Source organism: Arthrobacter sp. Z1-9 (assembly GCF_054792695.1).
Map to the genome: position 1 here is coordinate 707,720 of NZ_CP096456.1, position 20,026 is coordinate 727,745.

The following is a 20,026-nucleotide window of genomic DNA, read 5'->3' on the forward strand; positions in this document are numbered from 1 at the left end:
TTTTACTCTTTAGCCAGGTAAACCGTGCAATCGACGGGTACTTCCCGCATGTCCGCCCACTCTGCAGCAGGCTCAGGGCCGCTCGAGAGCACCACCGAATACCCATCCGGAACCGGGGCGGAGGCGAACCCCAGGTTGCCCAGCACCAGGACGCCGCCGTTGTCGAAGGCCAGCAGTCCGCTGTCCGGGGCGTGGATCTCTGCCCAGGCAACGGAGCCTGCGCCCAGGCCCCGGGCGGAACGGAAAGCAAGGGCGGCCCGGTACAGCTCCAACGTTGAGCCTTCCACGCCGTCCTGCTGGTCCGCCGCGAGCGGGCCGAAGCTCTCCGGTTGGGGAAGCCAGGGCTGCGAGGCCTTCCCGTCCCGGGCGGACGCAAAGCCGTAACCCGGCAGGTCCGCTGCCCACGGCAAGGGGACCCGGCAGCCGTCACGGCCGATTTCTGCGCCCTTGGTGCGGAGGAACGTCGGGTCCTGCCGCGCCCCGGCCGGGAGACTTGTGTGTTCGGGGAGCCCGAGCTCCTCTCCCTGGTACAGGTAGGCGGAACCGGGCAGGGCCAGAGAGATTAGTGTGGCGGCGCGGGCGCGTGCCAGGCCCAGGGCGGCGTCGGGTTGCTCGTCGTCCGCCGCGAGGCCCTTGGGGAACATTGTGGGGTCCTTGAGGCCGAACCGCGTTGTGTGGCGAACGGTGTCGTGGTTGCTCAACACCCAGGTGCAGGGAGCTCCTACTGAAGCGGCCGCTGCCAGGGAAGCTTCAATGGAGTCGGCCATACGCCCCGCATCCCAGCCCGCGAGCAAGAAATCGAAATTGAAGGCCTGCTGCATTTCGTCCTGCCGGGTGTAGCGTGCCAGCCGTTCCGCCGGCTCCACCCAGGCTTCGGCCACCATCATCCGGTCGCCGTCGTACTCGGCGAGAACCCGGTGCCAGTCGCGGTAGATCCCGTGCACGCCGTCCTGGTCAAAGAACGGCGAGGGCGGGTATACCGGGGATACTGCGCGGTGGGGCTCCTCGGCGTCGGTATGGGCTCCGGGCGCGTCACCGGGGCGGTGCGCTGCTTCCCTGGACACTTCGGCTGTGCCTTCCACCATAGCGGCCACCCCCTCCCAATCGGGCAGGCCGGGTTCTTTAACCAGGCCGTGGGCAACGTCCACCCGGAAACCATCCGCGCCCCGGTCCAGCCAGAAGCGGAGCACCGAGCGCATTTCCTCGTGCACCTCGGCGTTCTCCCAGTTCAGGTCCGGCTGCTTTGTGTCGAAAAGGTGGAGGTACCACTCGCCGGGTGAACCGTCAGCTTCGTTGATCCGGCTCCAGGCAGGCCCGCCGAATATCGATTTCCAGTTGTTCGGTGCGAGGCTTCCATCGCCGGAACCGGGAACTTCGTCCTTGCCGGGACGGAAGATGTAGCGGTCGCGCTCCGGCGACCCGGGCGGCGAAGTTAGTGCCGCCTGGAACCACACATGTTCGTCGGAGGTGTGGTTGGGGACGAGGTCAACGATGACCTTCAGGCCGCGCTGGTGAGCTTCCTGCAACATTGCATCGAAATCATCGAGAGAGCCGAAGAGGGGGTCCACTTGGCGGTAGTCGGCCACGTCATATCCGGCGTCCGCCTGCGGAGACTTAAAGAAGGGGGAGAGCCAGATGGCGTCCACCCCCAGCTGCTGCAGGTAGGGCAGCCGGTTCCTGACGCCGCGCAGATCTCCCATCCCGTCGCCGTTGCCGTCAGCGAAGGAGCGGGGATAGATCTGGTAGACGACGGCGTCGGCCCACCATTGCAGGGCGGCTGGGCGATCAGCAGGAACGTCCGGGTTGGACATTTGGTTCCTCTCAGATAACTTTTTGATGTAAACGCTTGCATTACCCGCAGCAACCTTACTAGTGTGAGCGTCACCACATCAACCTCACCCAGCAAGCGCACTGTCGACTTACTTGTCACTCAGCGAGGAGCTTCAAGCTAATGAAAACCCCTAGATTCCTACTTCCGGCCGCGACCGCCGGCATCCTGGCACTGACCCTGTCCGCCTGCGGCGGCGGAGGTGGTGGAGGGACCACGGGCGGTGGCGGCGGCGGAGACGCCGAAGCCAACCTCGACAGCCGGGGTCCCATCACCTACGTGCAGGGCAAGGACAACAGCAACGTTGTGCGTCCGCTGATCGAGAAGTGGAACGCGGCACACCCGGACGAGAAGGTCACGTTCAAGGAACAGACCGACCAGGCAGACCAGCAGCATGACGATCTGGTCCAGAATTTCCAGGCCAAGAATGCCGACTATGACGTAGCCAGCGTTGATGTTGTTTGGACCGCGGAGTTCGCTGCGAAGGGCTGGCTGCAGCCGCTCAAGGACAAGATGGCCGTCGAAACCGAGGGCATGCTCAAACCGACAGTTGACGCCGGCTCATACAAGGGCACGCTGTACGCTGCTCCGGTCTCCTCCGATGGCGGCATCCTCTACTACCGCAAGGACCTGGTTCCCGAGGCGCCCAAGACCTGGGACGAGATGATGCAGATGTGCTCCATCGCCAAGGAGAACAACATTGGCTGCTACGCGGGCCAGTTCAAGCAGTATGAAGGACTTACCGTCAACGCTTCCGAGTCCATCAACTCAGCCGGCGGTTCCGTGCTGAACGATGAGGGCAAGCCGAACCTGAACACTGCGGAGGCCGAAGAAGGCCTGAATAACCTGGTGGAAGCCTTCAAGAACGGGAACATCCCCGCTGAGGCCATCACGTACCAGGAAGAGGAAAGCCGCCGCGCTTTCCAGGAAGGCAAGCTGCTGTTCCTGCGCAACTGGCCTTACGTTTACAACCTCGCCACCACTGAAGGTTCCTCCCAGGTCAAGGACGTGCTGGGAATGGCTGCCCTGCCAGGCAAGGACGGCCCCGGTGCTTCCTCCCTCGGCGGCCACAGCGCGGCCATCAGCGTCTACTCCGACCACAAGGCGACAGCCCTGGACTTCGTAAAGTTCCTTGTTGAAGAGGAACAGCAGAAGTTCTTCGCAACTCAGGGTTCTCTGGCTCCGGTATTCGGCGCTCTCTATGAGGACCAGGAACTGGTTGCCAAGCTGCCGTACCTGCCCGTCCTGAAGACGTCCATCGAGAACGCTGTCCCCCGCCCGGTAACCCCGTTCTACCCTGCAGTCACCCAGGCCATCCAGGAAAACGCCTACGCTGCACTGAAGGGTGAGAAGCCGGCCAAGGACGCGCTGTCTGACATGCAGAAGTCCATCGAGTCCGCTGGCGCAGGATCGTAGCAAGTCATGGCTACCGAATTGGGCCCGACGCCGGTCAAAGGGCCGGCGTCGGGCACTACCCCGGTCCATCACGGACCCAAGGGCGTAGGCGAAGACAACAAGATCCTCAGCCAGGGCAAGTGGGCTTCGTGGCTTCTTGCCCCCACCATCATCGCGCTCGGTATTGTGATCGTTTACCCGATCATCAGCGCCATGATTATGTCCTTTCAGAAGGATGCCGGACTCGACCCGGTCACCGGCCTCTTCACCGAGGGCGGCCCTGCGGGCATCCAGAATTATGTGAACTGGCTGGGACAGCAGTGTGCGGCCCCAGGGGGCGGCACGGTGGCTTGTCCGCCGGGTACCCTTGGGGGCCAGTTCTGGACGGCTACCGGCACCACGTTCCTCTTTACGGCGGTCACCGTGGCCTTCGAAACCGTGCTCGGTTTCTGGATGGCCATGATCATGGCCCGGACGTTCAAGGGCCGGGGCCTGGTCCGTGCGGCAGTTCTGGTTCCGTGGGCCATCCCCACGGCGGTTACCGCCCAGCTGTGGCTCTTTATGTTCGATTTCAACGGCATCGTCAACAAGCTGTTTAACGTGTCCATCCTGTGGACCGGCAGCGAATGGCCCGCGAAGTGGGCAGTGATCATCGCTGACACCTGGAAGACCACGCCGTTTATGGCGCTGCTTATCCTCGCCGGCCTGCAGATGATCCCGGCGGAGGTCTACGAAGCCGCAAAGGTGGACGGCGCCACCGCCTGGCAGCGGTTCCGGATGATCACCCTTCCGCTCGTCAAGCCGGCGCTGATGGTGGCCATCCTGTTCCGTACCCTGGATGCGCTGCGAATGTTCGACCTTCCGTACATTTTGACCGGCGGTGCCAACAACACCACCACGCTGTCCATCCTGGTAATCAACCAGATCAGGCAAGGCTTCAACTCAGCAGCCGCCTTGTCCACCATCACGTTCATCATCATCTTCCTGGTCGCGTTCATCTTTGTCCGCTTCCTGGGAGCGAACGTTGTGGAGCAAAGCGGAGCCACCGGCAAGGGGAAGAAATGACAACCACGGCTGCCTCAACGGCATTGCGGGCGCAGCAGGACAAGGGTCGCAAGACGGCGCAGAACCGGGAAAAGTGGGCCAGCGTCCGCACCTACATCAGCGCCGCCGTCATCCTCATCTGGTGCCTTGCACCTGCTTACTGGATGGTGGTGACAGCGTTCCGTGAAGTGGGCTTCACCTACGACACGACGCCCTGGCCCACCCACGTGACGCTGGACAACTTCATCACGGCCTTCGATACCTCGTTCGGCAACAGATTCGGCCAGGCCCTGCTGAACAGTATTTTCATTGGCGTTACCGTCACGGTGATCTCGCTGGTGATCGGAGTGTTCGCGGCGTACGCCCTGGCACGCCTGAACTTCCGGTTCAAGTACCTGGTACTGGGCTTCATCCTGGGAGCCTCCATGTTCCCGGGCGTCGCCCTGATCACCCCGCTGTTCCAGCTGTTCACCAACATCGGCTGGATGGGGACCTACCAGGCGCTAATCATTCCGAACATCTCCTTCGTTCTGCCGCTCACCGTCTACACCCTGACCTCCTTTTTCCGCGAGATGCCGTGGGAGCTTGAGGAATCAGCCCGTGTTGACGGCTGCACACAGGGCCAGGCTTTCCGGAAGGTGATCATGCCCCTGGCGGCTCCGGCAATTTTCACTACGGCGATCCTGGCGTTCATCTCCTCCTGGAATGAGTTCCTGATTGCCAGCCAGTTGTCGAATGAGGCAACGAAACCCGTGACTGTTGCCATCGCCAGCTTTGCGGGCGCTCAGCCGAACCAGATCCCGTATACGGCCATCATGGCGGCGGGAACGATTGTCACCATTCCTTTGGTGATTCTGGTGCTGGTCTTCCAGCGCAAGATCGTTGCCGGTCTCACGGCAGGTGCGGTCAAGTGACAGACGGCCTTTCCCGCCCCCGGTCCACGGGGGCGGGAAGCGACCGCCGCCGGATGAGGTCCGGTGAAGACTTTGACATCATCATCGGGTTCCTCGGCTTCTGGGCAATGGTGCTGCTCGTCGTCACCGTTTGGATGGAAGTAACGGCGCAGCCGGCACTCGGCTGGGCCCTGGGCCTTTTGGCTACGCTGTTGGCACTCTATGGAATGGTGCGGCTGCGGCGGCGGCTGCCGGACCGGAGGTAGTACACCCGGTTGCTTCCGCTGCCGCCCGGCATCCGGTGAGGTAACACAACAGACGCGGGCCGGCGATCAAAATACTATGACCTAGGTATCGCGCGAAGCAGGGCGGATGCCTGCAGGGAGTACATGAGGGGACACCGTGGCACGCACAAGTGAAAGGTCTCAACGAGGCGGCCATAGCGGCGTCAGCATCGAAGACGTAGCGGCAGCCGCGGGCGTCTCCACAGCCACGGTCTCGCGGGCGGTCCGGGGACTGCCCCGGGTGTCACCGGCAACACGGCAAAAGATTCTTGAGGTAGCCGGGAACCTGGGCTACGTGGCCTCGAGTTCCGCCTCAGGCCTGGCCACCGGCCGGACCAAAACCATCGGCGTGCTGGCGCCCTTCGTGAGCCGGTGGTTCTTTTCCAAAGCCATCGAAGGCGCGGACCGGGAACTCCACGCCCGGAACTACAATCTTTCGCTGTTCAACCTGGGCGGCCATGGCAGCAACCGTGAGCGGCTCTTCAGCAAGACTATGGTCTACAAGCAGATCGACGCCCTGCTGGTCCTGTGTATGGCGCTGTCCCATGACGAACTGGACCACCTGCAAAAGATCGACATCCCGCTGGTGGTCGTGGGCGGCCACGTCGAGGAGTGCGCCTACATCGGCATTGACGACTACGCCGCCGCGTCCACCGCCGTCCGGCACCTGATCGACCTGGGCCACCGGGACATCGCCCTGCTGCACGGCGACGACGAGACAGACCTGAACTTCGATGTTCCCCGCGTCCGGATCCTCGCCTTCAAGGACGTGATGACGGCGGCCGGCCTGCCCACCCGCCCGGAATGGGACGAGTGGGGGGACTTCACCGTCCGCAGTGGGCAGGAGGCCTTCCGCCGGCTCTGGTCCAAGCCGGGAGACAAGCCGACAGCCATCTTCTGTGCGTCGGACGAGATGGCCATGGGCGTCATTTTTGAAGCATCCCGGCTCGGCGTCCTCGTGCCGCAGGAACTTTCCGTCGTAGGCATCGACAACCACGATTTTGCTGACGCCATCGGCCTGACCACCGTGGGGCAGCGGCCTGACGAACAGGCTGAGCTGGCCACCAAGATGCTCCTCGACGAACTGGACGGTGAGGCAGGAGCGGTGCAGTCCGCCGTCGCGCCCCATGAATTGATCGTCAGAAGGACGACCGCGCCGCCCCAGTCCTAACTGCCCCAGTCCCAGCGCCGCAGGCCTAGGGACAGCTTCAGGAGGCGCGGGCCAGTTGCCGGATGGGGATCCATCGGGACGCAAGCCGGCGGTACGCTGCAGCGGCGCCCGTCATGTCGCCCTCGGCCAGGCATTCAATCCCAAGCCTGATGTCCATGGGTGAATCGTCCGGGTACACCTTGTCGGCAACAGCTCCGTAGTCCAGCTCCACCATTGAGTTCATATGGAAGAGTTCCAGCCACTCGGTGAGCTGGGCCAGATCGTCCAGCATGTCCAGATCCGGTGCCGCCAGTGCCAGGTTGGCCACGGCGTAACGGGCGCGCTCCAGGGCTTCCGTAATGGGTGCCCACACCCGGACCGTGAGGATCCGGCCGGAAGCCTCCACCACGTCTTTGTGGTCCGAGTCCATAAACAGGGAAAACCAGCTGAAGGGGATTCCCCAGGTGGACGCCCGCGTGTGCACCCGGGTGGACCCGTCACGCGCCTTCACCTGGTCGATCCGCTCCTGGTGCTTGTCCCGCTGCTGCTCGGGGATCAGCAGTTCAGCCAGCGGGCCGTGGATGCCTTCCATCAGCGCGTTCGCCGCCAAGCCCGCCCGCAAGACCAGCTGGCTGGGACAGTATAGCAGCTCATGCTCTGCGTCAGCACCGTCGTCGGACGTGGTTCCGCCGGGAGCCGGGGCCGTGGTGACCCGCACCAGGTCGGTCCGCCCGGTGGGAAACGGGTCACCGCCCGAGCGGGTAATCCGTCCCAGCGAAGCCAGCAGCTCCGCGTTTTCGACGGCGGCACGCGAGGCAGTCTGCGCCCCGGCGGCGACGATGGCTTTCCGCTGCTCCTCGGGAAAGGCGTCCAGGGGCTCGTAGACGCGAAGCGTCGAGGAGAACGGGAGGCCTGCCTGGCCCCGATAGAGGTTTCCCGTCATCACGGCCTCCTTGAATGGGTCCAGGACGATGTCATCAGTCTGCCAGTTCCACCAGCACGGGTGCATGGTCCGACGCGCCCTTGCCCTTGCGCTCCTCGCGGTCGATTGACGCGCCGGTCACCCGTGCAGCCAGGGCGGGGGAGGCCAGCACGAAGTCGATCCGCATGCCCTCCTTCTTGGGAAAGCGCAGCTGGGTGTAATCCCAGTACGTGTAGACGCCGGGGCCGGGGGTGTACGGGCGCACCACATCGGTGAAGCCTGCGGATTCGAAAGCGTGGAACGCCTCGCGCTCCGGCGGGCTGACGTGGGTGTACCGGTTGTTGACGAACAGGTCGATGTCCCACACGTCGTCGTCGAAGGGAGCAATGTTCCAGTCCCCCATCAGCGCGACCTGTGCCTGGGGGTCCTGCGTGATAAGTCCCTGCGCATGCGTTTTGAGGCTTTCCAGCCACTTGAGCTTGTACGGCATGTGTTCGTCGTCCAGCGAGCGCCCGTTGGGGACGTAGAGGCTCCAGATCCGGACGCCGCCGCAGGTTGCAGCCATGGCCCGGGCTTCCTGCACGGGATCCGTGCCGGCCTTGCCGAACGCGGGCTGGTCAAGGAACGTCCGCTCAACATCGTCGAGCCCCACCCGGGACGCGATAGCCACGCCGTTCCACTGGTTCACGCCGAAGTGGGCCACTTCGTAGCCCATCCGCTCAAACAGTTCCCACGGAAAGTTTTCGTCTTTGCACTTGGTTTCCTGAATGGCCAGGACGTCACAGTCGCTGCGCTGCAGCCAGGCCTCCACACGGTCGGCACGGGCTCGGAGCGAATTCACATTCCAGGTAGCAATCTTCACAGTTCCTAACTTACCGTGGCCGCGCCACCGCGGGTAAAGGCCAAGTAAAGCTCCGGCAAGGCCCCGGGCAAGCTCCCGGCACGCGCATCCGGGATGATCCCGGCCCGGTGGAGTTCAGTAGGAAGTCCGAGTATATTCGCAACCAGAAATGACCTGGGTCACATGCGAAGGAGCTTCCGGCCATGGTGCGCGAGCTTTCCCACTACGTCGGCGGGCACCATGCAGCCGGCAGCTCAGGTCGCTTCGGCGACGTCTTTGACCCCTGCACTGGTGCTGTCCAGGCCCGTGTACCCTTAGCCGGCCGGGACGAGGTGGCCAACGCTGTTGCTGTCGCGGAAAAGGCCCAGGAGGACTGGGCGGCCATGAACTCCCAGCGCCGTGGCCGGATCCTGCACCGGTTCGTGGACCTGGCCAACCGGGACATGGACGGACTGGCGCGGCTGCTGTCCTCGGAACACGGGAAGACCCTCGCTGACGCCAGGGGTGACATCCAGCGCGGCCTGGAAGTGGTGGAGTTCGCCGCCGGCGCGCCCCACCTGCTCAAGGGAGAGTTTTCCACCGAGGCCGGACCCGGAATAGACATCCATTCGCTGCGCCAGCCCCTCGGGGTGGTGGCCGGGATCACGCCGTTCAACTTTCCCGCCATGATTCCGCTCTGGAAATCCGGACCGGCCCTGGCCGCGGGCAATGCGTTCATCCTCAAGCCCTCTGAGCGGGACCCCTCCGTGCCGCTCCGCCTGGCCGAACTGTACTCCGAAGCAGGCGTGCCGGATGGCGTGTTCAACGTGGTCAACGGCGACAAAGAGGCGGTGGACGCCCTCTTGGAGGATCCCCGGGTCAAGGCCATCGGGTTTGTGGGCTCCACCCCTGTTGCCCAGTACATCTATGCCACGGCGGCCGCCCACGGCAAGCGGGCGCAGTGCTTCGGCGGCGCAAAGAACCACATGGTGGTGATGCCGGACGCGGACCTTGACCAGGCTGCCGACGCCCTCATCGGTGCCGGGTACGGCTCCGCGGGGGAGCGTTGCATGGCCGTTTCAGTGGCCGTGCCGGTAGGGCAGGAAACCGCTGACCGGCTGGTCGCCAAACTCCAGGAACGCGTGAAGGGCCTGAAAGTGGGCCACAGTTTCGACCAGGACGCGGACTTCGGTCCCGTGGTGGCTGCTTCCTCCAAGGAACGTATTGAAGGCTTGATCCAGGCGGGACTGGACGAGGGCGCAACGCTCCTGGCGGACGGCCGGGGCCTCACCGTGGAAGGCTATGAGGACGGTTTCTGGGTGGGGCCAACGCTGTTTGACCACGTGACGCCGGATATGGGCATTTACCGGCAAGAGATCTTCGGTCCGGTCCTCAGCGTGGTGCGGGCGTCCGACTACGATGAGGCGCTCCAGCTGTGCAGCAGCAACGAGTTCGGCAACGGCGTGGCCATCTTCACCCGCGACGGGGACGCAGCCCGCGATTTCGCCGCGCGCGTGGATGTGGGCATGGTGGGCATCAACGTCCCCATCCCGGTGCCGATCGCGTACTACACGTTCGGCGGCTGGAAGGCGTCGGGGTTCGGCGACCTGAACCAGCACGGCGCAGACGCCTTCCGTTTCTACACCAAGACCAAGACAGTCACCACACGGTGGCCCTCAGGCATACGGCACGGGGCCAGCTTCGTGATGCCGGAAGGAAGCTGATGACGGACAGCCTGAAGCCGGCTGCGGACAACCAGGCCGAGGTGCACTTTGAGCGCCGCGGCCGGCTGGGGGTCATGACTCTCAACCGGCCCCAGGCGGTTAACGCGTTGACCGCGGGAATGGTGGATGCGCTGCTCGAGCAGCTCACCGCATGGGCGTACGACGACGGCGTTGCCACGGTCCTGGTGCGCGGCGCCGGTGACCGTGGGCTGTGTGCCGGGGGCGACATTGTGGCCATCTATGAGGACATGCTGGCAGGCGGCAGGCTGACGGCGGACTTTTGGCAAGCCGAGTACCGGGTTAATTCCCTGATCGCCCGCTACCCCAAGCCATATGTGGCCTTGATGGATGGCCTGGTTCTGGGCGGTGGTGTGGGGATTTCCGCGCACGGTTCGGTCCGGGTGGTGACAGACCGGACCCGGATGGGCATGCCGGAGACCACTATTGGTTTCGCGCCCGACGTCGGCGGGACCCTTCTGCTGTCCCGCGCACCGGGGGAGGCGGGAACCCACGCGGCGCTGACCGGCGCCCACCTGAGCGGGGCGGATGCCCTGCACCTTGGATTAGCCGACCACTTCGTCCCCTCGGACAGGCTCGAGGACCTGCTAGCGACGCTGGAAAGTGAAGCCGCGGAAGCCGCCGTCGGCCGTTACAGTGAGGCGCCTCCGCCCTCGGCCCTTGAGGAGCAGCGTGACTGGATTGACAAGTGTTACACCTCCGATGACGCCGAGGAGATTGTCCGGCGCCTCCGGAGCTTTGACGGCGACGGCGGCGAAGCGGCACGAATTGCCGCGGACACTATCGAAGCGAAGTCGCCCACGGCGGTGAAGGTCACGCTGGCTTCCCTCCGCCGCGTGAAGGGCCGCACCCTGGATGAGGCCCTGGCACAGGAGTACCGGGTGGGTTTGCGTTTCCTGGAAGCGCCCGACTTCCGGGAAGGCATCAGGGCACAGGTGGTGGACAAGGACCGAACGCCCCGCTGGCGGCCGCCCACCCTGGCCGACGTGGCGCCGGAGCAGGTGGACCATTTTTTTGAGCCGCTGGGCAGCGGGGAACTGGATCTGCAGTTGAAGGAGACGGACCATGCCTGAGAAGTACACGGTTGCCTTCCTGGGCCTGGGCCACATGGGCGGACCCATGGCGGTGAACCTGGTCAACGCGGGGTACACAGTAGCCGGCTTCGACGTCGTGCCCGCAGCCCTTGAAGCGGCCCGCACAAATGGTGTTCCGGTGGCAGCCAGCGCTGTCGAGGCAGTATCCGGCGCAGACGTGGTCCTCACCATGTTCCCCAGCGGCCGGCACGTGCTCGATGCTTACCTGGGCGTGGATGGCGGCCCCGGCCTGCTGGCGGTGGCTGCCCCCGGGACGATGTTCCTGGACTGTTCCACCATCAACGTGGACGAAGCCCGGGAAGCAGCGACGCTGGCTGTTGACGCGGGCCACCGCTCAGTGGATGCCCCGGTCTCAGGCGGAGTGGTGGGCGCCGAAGCCGGCACGCTGACGTTTATGGTCGGCGGCGACGAGCCGGACTTCGAGGCAGTGCGTCCGCTGCTGGACGTGATGGGCAAACGCGTGGTCCACTGCGGCGCCCATGGCGCAGGGCAGGCAGCCAAGATCTGCAACAACCTGATCCTGGGGGCCTCGATGATTGCCGTCAGCGAGGCCTTTGTGCTGGGGGAGAAGCTGGGCCTGAGCCACCAGGCGCTGTTTGACGTGGCCTCGGCAGCATCGGGTCAATGCTGGGCCCTCACCACGAACTGCCCCGTACCCGGTCCCGTCCCCACCAGCCCGGCGAACCGCGATTACCAGCCCGGCTTCGCCGGAGCACTGATGGCGAAGGATCTCAATCTTGCCGTCAACGCACTGCGCAGCACGGGAGTGGCAGCCCGTGTTGGACCGCTGGCTGCCGAGATTTACGATACGTTTGCCGCAGAAGGCGGTGCCGGCCGGGATTTCTCCGCGATCATCACGGACATCCGGGATAAGTCGGACACCACCCGGGACAAGTCGGACACCTGGGACGATCCGGCGGACCTTCCCGCATCAGTAAACCCGGCGGCCTCCGGAAACCCGGCAGGCGGCGTTCCACCCCGACCACAGGCATCACATCAGGCAGCGAAGGACGACGGGAGCCCGGAATGACGGAGTACACGAACATCCTCGTGGAACAGCGGGGCCGGGTGGGTCTGGTGACGTTGAACCGGCCGCAGGCGCTGAACGCCCTGAATAAGGCCACCATGGAGGAACTCGTGTCCGCCGTCCGGGCCATGGATGCCGATCCCGGTGTGGGGGCAGTGGTCATCACCGGATCGGGTAAGGCCTTCGCCGCCGGGGCTGACATCAAGGAAATGGCGGCCCAGGGTTACATGGACATGTACGCCGCCGACTGGTTCCGCGGCTGGGAGGACTTCACGAGGCTCCGCATACCCACGATCGCCGCAGTCTCGGGATTCGCCCTGGGCGGGGGCTGCGAGCTGGCGATGATGTGCGATCTCATCATCGCCGGGGACAACGCGAAGTTCGGCCAGCCGGAGATCAACCTGGGCGTACTGCCGGGCATGGGTGGATCCCAGCGGCTCACCCGCGCCGTGGGCAAGGCCAAGGCCATGGACCTGATCCTCACCGGCAGATTCATCGGGGCAGAGGAAGCTGACCGCTGCGGCCTGGTGTCCCGGGTGGTGCCTGCTGAGGATGTTGTAGACGAGGCAATTAAGGCCGCCGAGGTCATCGCCGCCAAGTCCAAGCCGGTGGCAATGGTGGCGAAAGAGGCCGTGAATGCCGCCTTCGAAACCGGGTTGGCCCAGGGTGTCCTGTTTGAGCGCCGGCTGTTCCACTCCCTTTTCGCCACCGAGGACCAGAAGGAAGGCATGGCGGCGTTCACGGAAAAACGCCAGCCCGAATTCAAGCACCGCTAAGCGAAAGCGACGCCCGGTAGGCCGCCAGGTCCGCGGCCATCTCCTCGGCCATCAGATGGTTATTGATAACGACGGCGGTCCAGGCGGCAGCTGCCGCGGAGGCAAGCACCTGCGCCTTCAGGTCCGTCACGTTTCCCGCCGCCCATACGCCCGGTACGGACGTGGCGCCATCCGCATCGGTGGCGAGGTAGGTTCCCATTCCGGTGGGGTGCTCGGACGGGGCCAGTCCGAGGCCGGCGAAAGCTTCCAGCCGTGCCTGGACCCGTGCGCCCACCACCAAGGCTTCCACGGCAACTTCCGGTCCTCCGGCCAGGGCAACACCCCGCAGGCGGTCCTCCTCCACCCGCACCGCTTCCACGGCGCCGGCTGCCACCTTGATTCCGCGGGCTGCCAGTTGTTCCGCTTCGGCGGCGGACGGGAAAACCCTGTTGTTGAGAAACAGCGTGATGTTGCCGCTCCACTGCCGGAAGAGCAGGGCCTGGTGCACGGACCACGGTCCGTTCCCCAGGATCCCAATCGCCTGGTCGCGCACCTCCCAGCCGTGGCAGAACGGGCAGTGCAGCACGTCCTTGCCCCAGCGTTCCCGGAGCCCGTGAACGCCCGGCAGTTCATCGACCAGGCCCGTGGCGACCAGGAGCCGGCGGCCGCTCAGCCGCGAGCCGTCGTCGAGCGTTACTTCGAAGCCCTGCTCCACGTTGCCGCGCGCGGCCGCCACCGTGCCGCGGACGATGGCCGCACCGTAGCTCCCGGCCTCACCCCGGCCGAGGGCGAGGAAATCGGCGGGCTTGATGCCGTCGCGGGACAGGAAGCCATGGACTCCCTCCGCGGGGGCGTTGCGTGGTTCAGCGTTGTCCACCACCACCACGGAGCGGCGGCTGCGCCCCAGCATCTGCGCGGCGCTCAGGCCAGCTGCGCCGCCGCCGATTATCAGGACATCGGACATTGATTCCTTGGATTTCGTCATAGTCCAATGATCTGGTGCCGCTCCTCAGGCTGGCAAAGGCTTTTGCTGAAGTGGCAAGATGAATCCATGGATGAACAACTGGACGATGTCCTGGCGGCTGTCGGACCGAGGCTGCGGGCACTCCGTCTCACGCGGGACATCACCTTGTCAGCATTGGCGGAGGCCACCAGGATCTCGGTCAGCACGCTGTCCCGGCTGGAGTCCGGCCAGCGCCGGCCCAACCTCGAGCTTCTCCTGCCGCTGGCCAAAGCCCACCAGGTGCCGCTCGATGAACTGGTGGGTGCTCCTGCCACCGGGGATCCGCGGGTCCACCTGCGTCCCATCAAGGCAAGGGGAATGACGATCATTCCGCTCACCAGGAAGCCGGGCGGCATCCAGGCTTATAAACACATCCTGCCCGCCGGGCCGCTTGAAGAGCCCAGTCCGAAGGTGCACGAGGGCTACGAGTGGTTGTACGTGCTCAACGGGAGACTCCGAATGATTCTCGGCAGCCAGGACCTCGTGCTCGGGCCTGGGGAAGCGGCGGAGTTCGATACCCGGGTGCCGCACTGGTTCGGGCGCGCGGACGGCAAGCCCGTGGAATTCCTCAGCCTTTTCGGCACACAGGGTGAGCGGATGCATGTCAGGGCCAAGCCGGCCTGAATCCCGGTCCAGCCTTCGCTCAGGTGCGTAAGCTAGACAGGGCAGACCAGACGTGGACGCAGACGGGGGAGTTGTATGTGGGGAACGGCGGCGGACGCAGGCGGCTCGACTGATAACCTCACCGGGCTGGTAGGCATAGCTGCCCGGGGCATCGAGCAGTTGGGTGAATGGGGAGTGGGGCTCTTCACCCTTGCTGAAACCGTGGTGCCGCCCATCCCCAGCGAGGTAATTTTGCCCATGGCCGGCTACCTGGCAAGGCAAGGCACCCTGAACCTGTTCCTCGTATTCGTCACCAGCACGCTGGGAGCCTACCTGGGGGCACTGTTCCTGTACTGGCTGGGCGCCAAGCTTGGGCTTGAGCGTTCCATCCGCGGCTTATCCAAGCTGCCGCTGGTGGACCGCGAGGACTTTGAGCACGCGGCCGGCTGGTTCCGCCGTCATGGACGGTCGTCCATCTTTTTCGGCAGGTTGCTCCCGGGAGTGCGGAGCCTGATCTCCCTTCCTGCCGGGGCTTCTGCAATGCACCTTGGAACCTTCAGCCTCTACACCGTCGCGGGCAGCGGACTGTGGAACGGGGCGCTCCTGGGGCTGGGCTACCTGGTGGGCACCCAGTACAAGATCATCGAGGAATATTCGCGGTTCCTGAACTACGCCGTTTATGCCGCCGTGGGCGTCACTGTGGTGCTTCTCGTGGTCAGGCGCATCAGGCGCAAAAAGTCGCCGCGCTGATCGGGCAGTGCGGAATTTCGGTCCGGAACAATTGAGGGGCCTGATCAGGAGTCGATGAAGTCGCCGGCATCCCGCCGGAAGTCCCGCAGGATCCGGATCAACTGATCCACGTCATCCCGCCCAAACCCGGGATCACTGAATACCCCGGTGTTGAGTGCCGCCGTCGAACGTTTCGCCAGGATGCGGCCCTCGGCGGTGAGCTCAACCAGCGTGGTGCGGCCGTCCGTAGGGTGCGGCGAGCGGCGCACCAGCCCAGCAGCCTGGAGCCGGTCCACAGCGTTGGTGATGGAGGTCGGGTGGACCTGGAGGAGGGTGCTCGCCTTCTTCATGGGAAGGGACCCGTTCCGTGCGAAGCTCAGCAGCGCGAGCAGCTCATAGCGGGCGAAGGTCAACCCGAAGGGCTTAAGGGTGAGTTCGATCCTGGCCAGCAGGATCTGCTGGGTCCGCATGATGGCGGTGATGGCGGCCATCGGGGCGGCGACGTCCGCCCAGCCGTGCTCCTCCCAGTTGCGGCGCGCATCTGCGATGGGATCACGGGATAGCGGAGTGCCCACAGCCAGCCTTTCGCCAGGTGATGTATCTCACGTCAGTGATGGACCTGTGCAATATACTAGGACATCCAATGGTTTTCCTGGAGCGGTCAGGTGCAGGGGGTGGTCGGCAATGCAGCCCCCAATAGATGATGCAGGAGCGCCGCCCTTCAAGGACGCGGACTTGATGTATATCGTGGAGCTCCTGCAGCCGGCTGAGCGTGACAGGTACTCCAGCATCCGCCACTTCCTGCAGACCTCCGTCCGGCAGCCCTCCATTGAGTACTGGAACCGCGAGGAGTTCCCCTTTGGCCTGCTGGCGGACATGGGAAAGCACGGCCTCGGCGCCCTCCAGCTGGACGGCAGCTCCACCCTGTTCAAGGGCCTCATGTACGTGGAACTCGCCAGGGCTGATGTCTCCCTGTCCGCACTGGCCGGGATCCACAATGAGCTGATTCTCGGGATGATCAGCCAACTGGGCTCCGAGGAGCAAAAGGCCCGGTGGCTGCCTGGCCTGAAAACCTTCCGCCACCTCGGAGCCTTCGCGCTGACAGAGCCGGAGCACGGCTCGGACATCGCCGGCGGGCTGGAAACCTCAGCCATGCTGGACGGCGATGCCTGGGTCCTCAACGGTGCCAAGCGCTGGATCGGGGCCGGGACCATCGCCGATTTCGCCCTCGTGTGGGCGCGGGACGAGGCCGACGGTGAAATCAAGGGTTTCATCGTGGAGACGGACCGTCCCGGGTATGCGGCCACCAAGATCTCCCACAAGATCGGCCTGCGGATCATGCAGAACGCGGACATCGTTCTGGAGGACGTGCGGATTCCTGCCGCCAACCTCCTGCCCGGGGCCACCAGCTTTTCACGCGCCAATGAGCTGCTCCGGGACTCCCGTGCCTGGGTTGGCTGGCAAGGTGCCGGCATCCAGCTGGGTGCTTTCGACGTCGCCCGTGCCTATGCCCTGGACAGGCGGCAGTTCGGCAGGGAGCTGGCCCGGTTCCAGCTGGTCCAGCAGCAACTGGCGGACATCCTGGGCAACGCCTCCGCATCCTTGGCGCTAATGGTGCAGTTGGCCCGCATCCAGGAGGAAGGGAAGCTGGAGATGGCTCAGGCGGCCATGGCCAAAGCCACCATTACCCGGTTGGCACGCGCCTCGGTGGCCATGGGCCGTGCACTGCTGGGCGGCAATGGCATCAGCAGCGATTATGAAATGGGCAAGCTGTTCGGTGACGCCGAAATCCTTTACACCTACGAAGGCACGTATGAGATCAACTCGCTCATCGTGGGAAGGGCTGTCACCGGGAAATCCGCGTTTATCTGAGGCTCCCCCTTATCTTTTATCCCAGCCGGACCTGGACCGTTGTTCCGCCGGCCCGTGCTCGGTAGCATCAAACACTAAGCCTGCTTAGTGTTGATTTCCGGATGTTCGTTGGAAAGGGGAGGCGGAATGCTTGCCAAGAACCCGGTTGTGGTGATCACTGGCGCGTCCAGCGGGATCGGCAGGGCTATCGCCCTGCGCTTCGCGACCAAGGGCGCCCGGCTGGTCCTGGCTGCGCGGGGAGCAGATTCCCTGGAAGCCGTGGCTGCAGCATGCAGGAAACGGGGCGCGAAGGCCATCGCCGTCCCCACCGACGTAACCGATGCGGACAAGGTGGAGGAACTGGCATCCCGTGCCGTCGAGGAGTTCGGCCACCTGGACGTATGGGTCAACAATGCAGCAGTCGGCGTTTTCGGTTTGCTGACCGAGATTCCTCCGAAGGACTTCCAGCGGGTCCTGGATGTCAACATCACCGGCTACGTCAATGGCGCCAGGGCAGCGCTGACCCGCCAGACAGCCCAAGGCTGGGGCACCCTGATCAATGTTTCATCCATCGTGGCGGAAACCCCGCTGCCGTACTCCGCCGCGTATTCCATCTCCAAGGCCGCGGTGCGGGCCCTCAGCATCAGCCTGCGCTCGGAACTGGCCCGGGAAGGCGTCACCGGGGTGGACGTGTGCACGGTCCTCCCGGCCACCATTGATACGCCGTTCTACCAGAACGCAGCCAACTTCACGGGCCGCCGCCCGATGGCCATGCCCCCCGTTTACACGCCGCAGCGGGTGGCAAAAGCCGTGGTGAAGCTCGCCGCCCACCCGCGCCGGGAAATGGTAGCGGGAGGACTGGCAGGCCGTCTCCTGGTCCTGCAGCACAAGTTCACCCCGGGCGCCGTGGAAGCGGCCGCTGCCCGCCAGGTGGACCGCCGCCAGCTCTCCCGGCGGCAGACCGCTCCTGAGACTCCCGGCAACCTTCATCAGGAGTCGCAATCCATCGGAAGGGCTTCCACCACGGGCGGCTGGCACGGCCGACGGCGGACGGCGCAGCGGACCGTAGCGGGCGCTGCTGTTCTGGCGGGCGCCGCCGTCGCCTTGCGGAAGCGGCTGGGCTGACTGCCCGGAGCCGTACCGGGCTTCCCTGGCCGCACCCCGCCGTCGTGCCGGCAGTAGCTCCTAAAGGTTCCTTTCCGCGTAGGCCCGCAGCGCATCCCGTACGAAGCCGGCACCCGCTTCGCCGCCGTAGTTGGCCGCGAACCGGGCATCGGCGACGTACATCTCCGCCAGCCCCACGACGTACCCCTTAACGTCCCCGCCGCTTTCCGAAGCGGGAGTGCCGGGGATGGACGTCAACCATGCGACGTGGCGCCGCGCCAGGTCCTGCGCCTCGGGGCTGTCAGCGGCGAGACCTGATCCGGACGCCACGATCCAGTCGTTGCCCAGCTTTTCGGCGCTGGACTTCCACTCCTGTTTCTGCTCCGTTCCCATGCCCCGCCACCAGGCGTCGCTTTTGGCGTAGGCATCCTTGCCCCAGCGTTCCTCCACTTCGTCCTTGTACTGTGTGTGGTCGAAGCCATCAAACATCTTTTCGGCCATGAGCTCGCCTCCCAGTTTCACTGTTTCGATTGTTTCTTGTACGGCCAGAACCTGGCGGGCCAGCCGCTCCTGCTCCTGCCGGAGCCAGGCCAGGTGGCCGGTCAGCGCTTTGACAGCGTCTGTCTCCTGCTGGAAGACCTCGGCGATGGTTGGCAGCCCCAGCCCGAGTGCCCGGAGCAGGAGGATCCGCTGCAGCTGCACGAGCGCTCCGCCGTCGTAATAGCGGTAGCCGTTAGTCCCCACGCGGCTGGGCTTCAGCAGCCCGATGTCGTCGTAGTGCCGGAGGGTCCGGCTTGTTGTGCCTGCCATTTTGGCAACGTCCTGGATAGACCAGTCCGCGCCTCTTTGGGCTTCGGTTGCTTCCATGCTCCGAGCGTAAGGTTTGACGCAGCGTCAAGGTCAAGCAGGTTTTTCCGGATTTCTGTGACGCATTGGGCGGGTGCGGGTGCGGGGCGCGCGGGCACGGGCTTGGGCGACGAGACGCGTGAAGGCGAAGATAAAAACTGCCTCGATGAGGACCATCAGTGCCACAAGCAGCCACTGTTTTTCGGCAACAAAAACGATACAGCCCGCAAGAGCGAGCGCTGTTCCCAGCACCAGGGTGTAGACGGCAAAGCCGACGGCGACACGGGCACTGCGGACTCCGGTTCGAAAACCGAACCCCTGGGGCTCCCCGCCGGGCTGTCCGGGTACGCGGTCGGGCGCGGCAGGCGGAAGCCTGTCAAACTCTTCCCACGGATCCTTCGGGGGGTCGTTGCCCGGAACCTTGTCATCCGGGTGCTGTCCGGTCATAGTTCAATTGTCCCAGCACCCGCCCAGGGTTAGGGAGAGGGGACAGGAAGTCCTCGCCGTGGGCGGGCCCGGGCACTGGGAACACAAAACAGCGGCCCCTCCAACCAGGTTAGGGAGGCCGCTGCCGTGGCGTGGTTCCTCCTGCAGGCGCAGGAGGCAAGCCGAAGCCTTAGAGCGGGCGGATGTTCTCTGCCTGCGGGCCCTTGGGACCCTGGGTCACATCGAATTCAACCTTCTGGTTCTCATCGAGTGAGCGGTATCCGCTGCTGGCGATTGCGGAGTAGTGGGCGAAAACGTCAGCGGACCCGTCATCGGGGGCAATGAAGCCAAAACCCTTTTCGGCGTTGAACCATTTAACTGTGCCTGTTGCCATGGCTGCATTCCTTCGTGTGACTCTGATTCTCTCCCCGGGCCACCGGCCCGAGGTGCGCGGAGAACGTCCCCCGCACCCCCAACGTACGGGGCTGGCGCCAACCTTGCAAGGGTAAC

At 64.7% G+C, this 20,026-nt stretch carries 21 protein-coding genes; 13 read left to right on the top strand and 8 right to left on the bottom strand.

Features of this window, described 5'->3' with window-relative positions:
• Positions 1-2: 2 nt before the first annotated feature.
• Positions 3-1,811, bottom strand: coding sequence for a glycoside hydrolase family 13 protein (locus M1D93_RS03340; protein WP_461173770.1), 1,809 nt, complete (start codon positions 1,809-1,811; stop codon positions 3-5).
• 140 nt (positions 1,812-1,951) lie between these two features.
• Between M1D93_RS03340 and M1D93_RS03345 the strand changes: the two genes are divergently transcribed.
• From M1D93_RS03345 to M1D93_RS03365, 5 genes are all read left to right on the top strand, one after another.
• Complete coding sequence (locus M1D93_RS03345) at positions 1,952-3,244, top strand: ABC transporter substrate-binding protein (protein WP_461173771.1); 1,293 nt, start codon at positions 1,952-1,954, stop codon at positions 3,242-3,244.
• A gap of 6 nt (positions 3,245-3,250) precedes the next feature.
• Positions 3,251-4,288, top strand: a complete 1,038-nt coding sequence (locus M1D93_RS03350) for a carbohydrate ABC transporter permease (protein WP_461173772.1) — start codon at positions 3,251-3,253, stop codon at positions 4,286-4,288.
• Positions 4,285-5,181: a carbohydrate ABC transporter permease gene (locus M1D93_RS03355; protein WP_461173773.1), complete on the top strand. Its 897-nt coding sequence runs from the start codon at positions 4,285-4,287 to the stop codon at positions 5,179-5,181. The genes M1D93_RS03350 and M1D93_RS03355 overlap by 4 nt, the downstream gene beginning before the upstream one ends.
• A complete protein-coding gene (locus tag M1D93_RS03360; protein ID WP_461173774.1) occupies positions 5,178-5,426 on the top strand; it encodes a hypothetical protein in 249 nt (82 codons plus the stop codon). Before M1D93_RS03355 ends, M1D93_RS03360 begins: the two co-directional genes overlap by 4 nt.
• A 136-nt stretch (positions 5,427-5,562) precedes the next feature.
• Positions 5,563-6,615: a LacI family DNA-binding transcriptional regulator gene (locus M1D93_RS03365; RefSeq protein WP_461173775.1), complete on the top strand. Its 1,053-nt coding sequence runs from the start codon at positions 5,563-5,565 to the stop codon at positions 6,613-6,615.
• Positions 6,616-6,652: 37 nt separating this feature from the next.
• Here M1D93_RS03365 and M1D93_RS03370 read toward each other — a convergent pair whose 3' ends face one another.
• Together M1D93_RS03370 and M1D93_RS03375 are read right to left on the bottom strand one after the other, a co-directional pair.
• On the bottom strand, positions 6,653-7,537 hold the full coding sequence (locus tag M1D93_RS03370) for a hypothetical protein (RefSeq protein ID WP_461173776.1): 885 nt from the start codon (positions 7,535-7,537) through the stop codon (positions 6,653-6,655).
• 34 nt (positions 7,538-7,571) lie between these two features.
• A complete protein-coding gene (locus M1D93_RS03375) occupies positions 7,572-8,378 on the bottom strand; it encodes an exodeoxyribonuclease III (RefSeq protein ID WP_461173777.1) in 807 nt (268 codons plus the stop codon).
• A gap of 182 nt (positions 8,379-8,560) precedes the next feature.
• On the opposite strand from M1D93_RS03375, the gene M1D93_RS03380 reads away from it, so the two are divergent.
• From M1D93_RS03380 to M1D93_RS03395, 4 genes are read left to right on the top strand one after another with little or no spacing between them, the layout of a single operon-like run.
• Positions 8,561-10,060, top strand: coding sequence for a CoA-acylating methylmalonate-semialdehyde dehydrogenase (locus M1D93_RS03380; RefSeq protein WP_461173778.1), 1,500 nt, complete (start codon positions 8,561-8,563; stop codon positions 10,058-10,060).
• Complete coding sequence (locus M1D93_RS03385) at positions 10,060-11,151, top strand: enoyl-CoA hydratase/isomerase family protein (protein ID WP_461173779.1); 1,092 nt, start codon at positions 10,060-10,062, stop codon at positions 11,149-11,151. The genes M1D93_RS03380 and M1D93_RS03385 overlap by 1 nt, the downstream gene beginning before the upstream one ends.
• Positions 11,144-12,202, top strand: coding sequence for a 3-hydroxyisobutyrate dehydrogenase (gene mmsB / locus M1D93_RS03390; protein ID WP_461173780.1), 1,059 nt, complete (start codon positions 11,144-11,146; stop codon positions 12,200-12,202). Before M1D93_RS03385 ends, mmsB begins: the two co-directional genes overlap by 8 nt.
• Complete coding sequence (locus M1D93_RS03395) at positions 12,199-12,975, top strand: enoyl-CoA hydratase (RefSeq protein ID WP_461173781.1); 777 nt, start codon at positions 12,199-12,201, stop codon at positions 12,973-12,975. Before mmsB ends, M1D93_RS03395 begins: the two co-directional genes overlap by 4 nt.
• Here the strand turns inward: M1D93_RS03395 and M1D93_RS03400 are convergent.
• Positions 12,962-13,939 (bottom strand): NAD(P)/FAD-dependent oxidoreductase, encoded by a 978-nt coding sequence (locus tag M1D93_RS03400; protein ID WP_461173782.1) that lies wholly within the window; start codon positions 13,937-13,939, stop codon positions 12,962-12,964. The genes M1D93_RS03395 and M1D93_RS03400 overlap by 14 nt on opposite strands.
• A 66-nt stretch (positions 13,940-14,005) precedes the next feature.
• Between M1D93_RS03400 and M1D93_RS03405 the strand changes: the two genes are divergently transcribed.
• A complete protein-coding gene (locus M1D93_RS03405; protein ID WP_461173783.1) occupies positions 14,006-14,581 on the top strand; it encodes a helix-turn-helix domain-containing protein in 576 nt (191 codons plus the stop codon).
• Between the two features lie 75 nt (positions 14,582-14,656).
• On the top strand, positions 14,657-15,310 hold the full coding sequence (locus M1D93_RS03410; RefSeq protein ID WP_461173784.1) for a DedA family protein: 654 nt from the start codon (positions 14,657-14,659) through the stop codon (positions 15,308-15,310).
• Between the two features lie 44 nt (positions 15,311-15,354).
• Here M1D93_RS03410 and M1D93_RS03415 read toward each other — a convergent pair whose 3' ends face one another.
• Positions 15,355-15,864 (bottom strand): MarR family winged helix-turn-helix transcriptional regulator, encoded by a 510-nt coding sequence (locus M1D93_RS03415; RefSeq protein WP_461173785.1) that lies wholly within the window; start codon positions 15,862-15,864, stop codon positions 15,355-15,357.
• Positions 15,865-15,973: 109 nt separating this feature from the next.
• Here M1D93_RS03415 and M1D93_RS03420 point away from each other — a divergent pair, with 109 nt between their 5' ends.
• Positions 15,974-17,161: an acyl-CoA dehydrogenase family protein gene (locus tag M1D93_RS03420; RefSeq protein WP_461173786.1), complete on the top strand. Its 1,188-nt coding sequence runs from the start codon at positions 15,974-15,976 to the stop codon at positions 17,159-17,161.
• 126 nt (positions 17,162-17,287) lie between these two features.
• On the top strand, positions 17,288-18,265 hold the full coding sequence (locus tag M1D93_RS03425; protein ID WP_461173787.1) for an SDR family oxidoreductase: 978 nt from the start codon (positions 17,288-17,290) through the stop codon (positions 18,263-18,265).
• Between the two features lie 60 nt (positions 18,266-18,325).
• Here M1D93_RS03425 and M1D93_RS03430 read toward each other — a convergent pair whose 3' ends face one another.
• The 3 genes from M1D93_RS03430 to M1D93_RS03440 all read right to left on the bottom strand — a co-directional run bounded on the left by M1D93_RS03430 (position 18,326) and on the right by M1D93_RS03440 (position 19,910).
• Entirely contained in the window at positions 18,326-19,111 is a 786-nt protein-coding gene (locus M1D93_RS03430) for a MerR family transcriptional regulator (RefSeq protein ID WP_461173788.1), read from the bottom strand.
• 33 nt (positions 19,112-19,144) lie between these two features.
• The gene (locus tag M1D93_RS03435) at positions 19,145-19,537 is read right to left on the bottom strand and encodes a hypothetical protein (RefSeq protein ID WP_461173789.1); all 393 of its coding nucleotides are present in this window, start codon (positions 19,535-19,537) and stop codon (positions 19,145-19,147) included.
• Positions 19,538-19,706: 169 nt separating this feature from the next.
• Positions 19,707-19,910, bottom strand: coding sequence for a cold-shock protein (locus M1D93_RS03440; protein ID WP_013599688.1), 204 nt, complete (start codon positions 19,908-19,910; stop codon positions 19,707-19,709).
• Between the last annotated feature and the right edge of the window lie 116 nt (positions 19,911-20,026).

Excerpts from the sequence above, each read along its gene's own strand:
- M1D93_RS03345 (WP_461173771.1), top strand. The coding sequence starts at position 1,952 with ATGAAAACCCCTAGATTCCTACTTCCGGCCGCGACCGCCGGCATCCTG.
- M1D93_RS03340 (WP_461173770.1), bottom strand. The coding sequence starts at position 1,811 with ATGTCCAACCCGGACGTTCCTGCTGATCGCCCAGCCGCCCTGCAATGG.
- M1D93_RS03405 (WP_461173783.1), top strand. The coding sequence starts at position 14,006 with ATGGATGAACAACTGGACGATGTCCTGGCGGCTGTCGGACCGAGGCTG.
- M1D93_RS03370 (WP_461173776.1), bottom strand. The coding sequence starts at position 7,537 with ATGACGGGAAACCTCTATCGGGGCCAGGCAGGCCTCCCGTTCTCCTCG.
- M1D93_RS03400 (WP_461173782.1), bottom strand. The coding sequence starts at position 13,939 with ATGACGAAATCCAAGGAATCAATGTCCGATGTCCTGATAATCGGCGGC.
- M1D93_RS03380 (WP_461173778.1), top strand. The coding sequence starts at position 8,561 with ATGGTGCGCGAGCTTTCCCACTACGTCGGCGGGCACCATGCAGCCGGC.
- M1D93_RS03395 (WP_461173781.1), top strand. The coding sequence starts at position 12,199 with ATGACGGAGTACACGAACATCCTCGTGGAACAGCGGGGCCGGGTGGGT.
- M1D93_RS03425 (WP_461173787.1), top strand. The coding sequence starts at position 17,288 with ATGCTTGCCAAGAACCCGGTTGTGGTGATCACTGGCGCGTCCAGCGGG.
- M1D93_RS03435 (WP_461173789.1), bottom strand. The coding sequence starts at position 19,537 with ATGACCGGACAGCACCCGGATGACAAGGTTCCGGGCAACGACCCCCCG.
- M1D93_RS03385 (WP_461173779.1), top strand. The coding sequence starts at position 10,060 with ATGACGGACAGCCTGAAGCCGGCTGCGGACAACCAGGCCGAGGTGCAC.
- M1D93_RS03410 (WP_461173784.1), top strand. The coding sequence starts at position 14,657 with ATGTGGGGAACGGCGGCGGACGCAGGCGGCTCGACTGATAACCTCACC.
- M1D93_RS03355 (WP_461173773.1), top strand. The coding sequence starts at position 4,285 with ATGACAACCACGGCTGCCTCAACGGCATTGCGGGCGCAGCAGGACAAG.
- M1D93_RS03420 (WP_461173786.1), top strand. The coding sequence starts at position 15,974 with ATGCAGCCCCCAATAGATGATGCAGGAGCGCCGCCCTTCAAGGACGCG.
- mmsB (WP_461173780.1), top strand. The coding sequence starts at position 11,144 with ATGCCTGAGAAGTACACGGTTGCCTTCCTGGGCCTGGGCCACATGGGC.
- M1D93_RS03440 (WP_013599688.1), bottom strand. The coding sequence starts at position 19,910 with ATGGCAACAGGCACAGTTAAATGGTTCAACGCCGAAAAGGGTTTTGGC.
- M1D93_RS03430 (WP_461173788.1), bottom strand. The coding sequence starts at position 19,111 with ATGGAAGCAACCGAAGCCCAAAGAGGCGCGGACTGGTCTATCCAGGAC.
- M1D93_RS03350 (WP_461173772.1), top strand. The coding sequence starts at position 3,251 with ATGGCTACCGAATTGGGCCCGACGCCGGTCAAAGGGCCGGCGTCGGGC.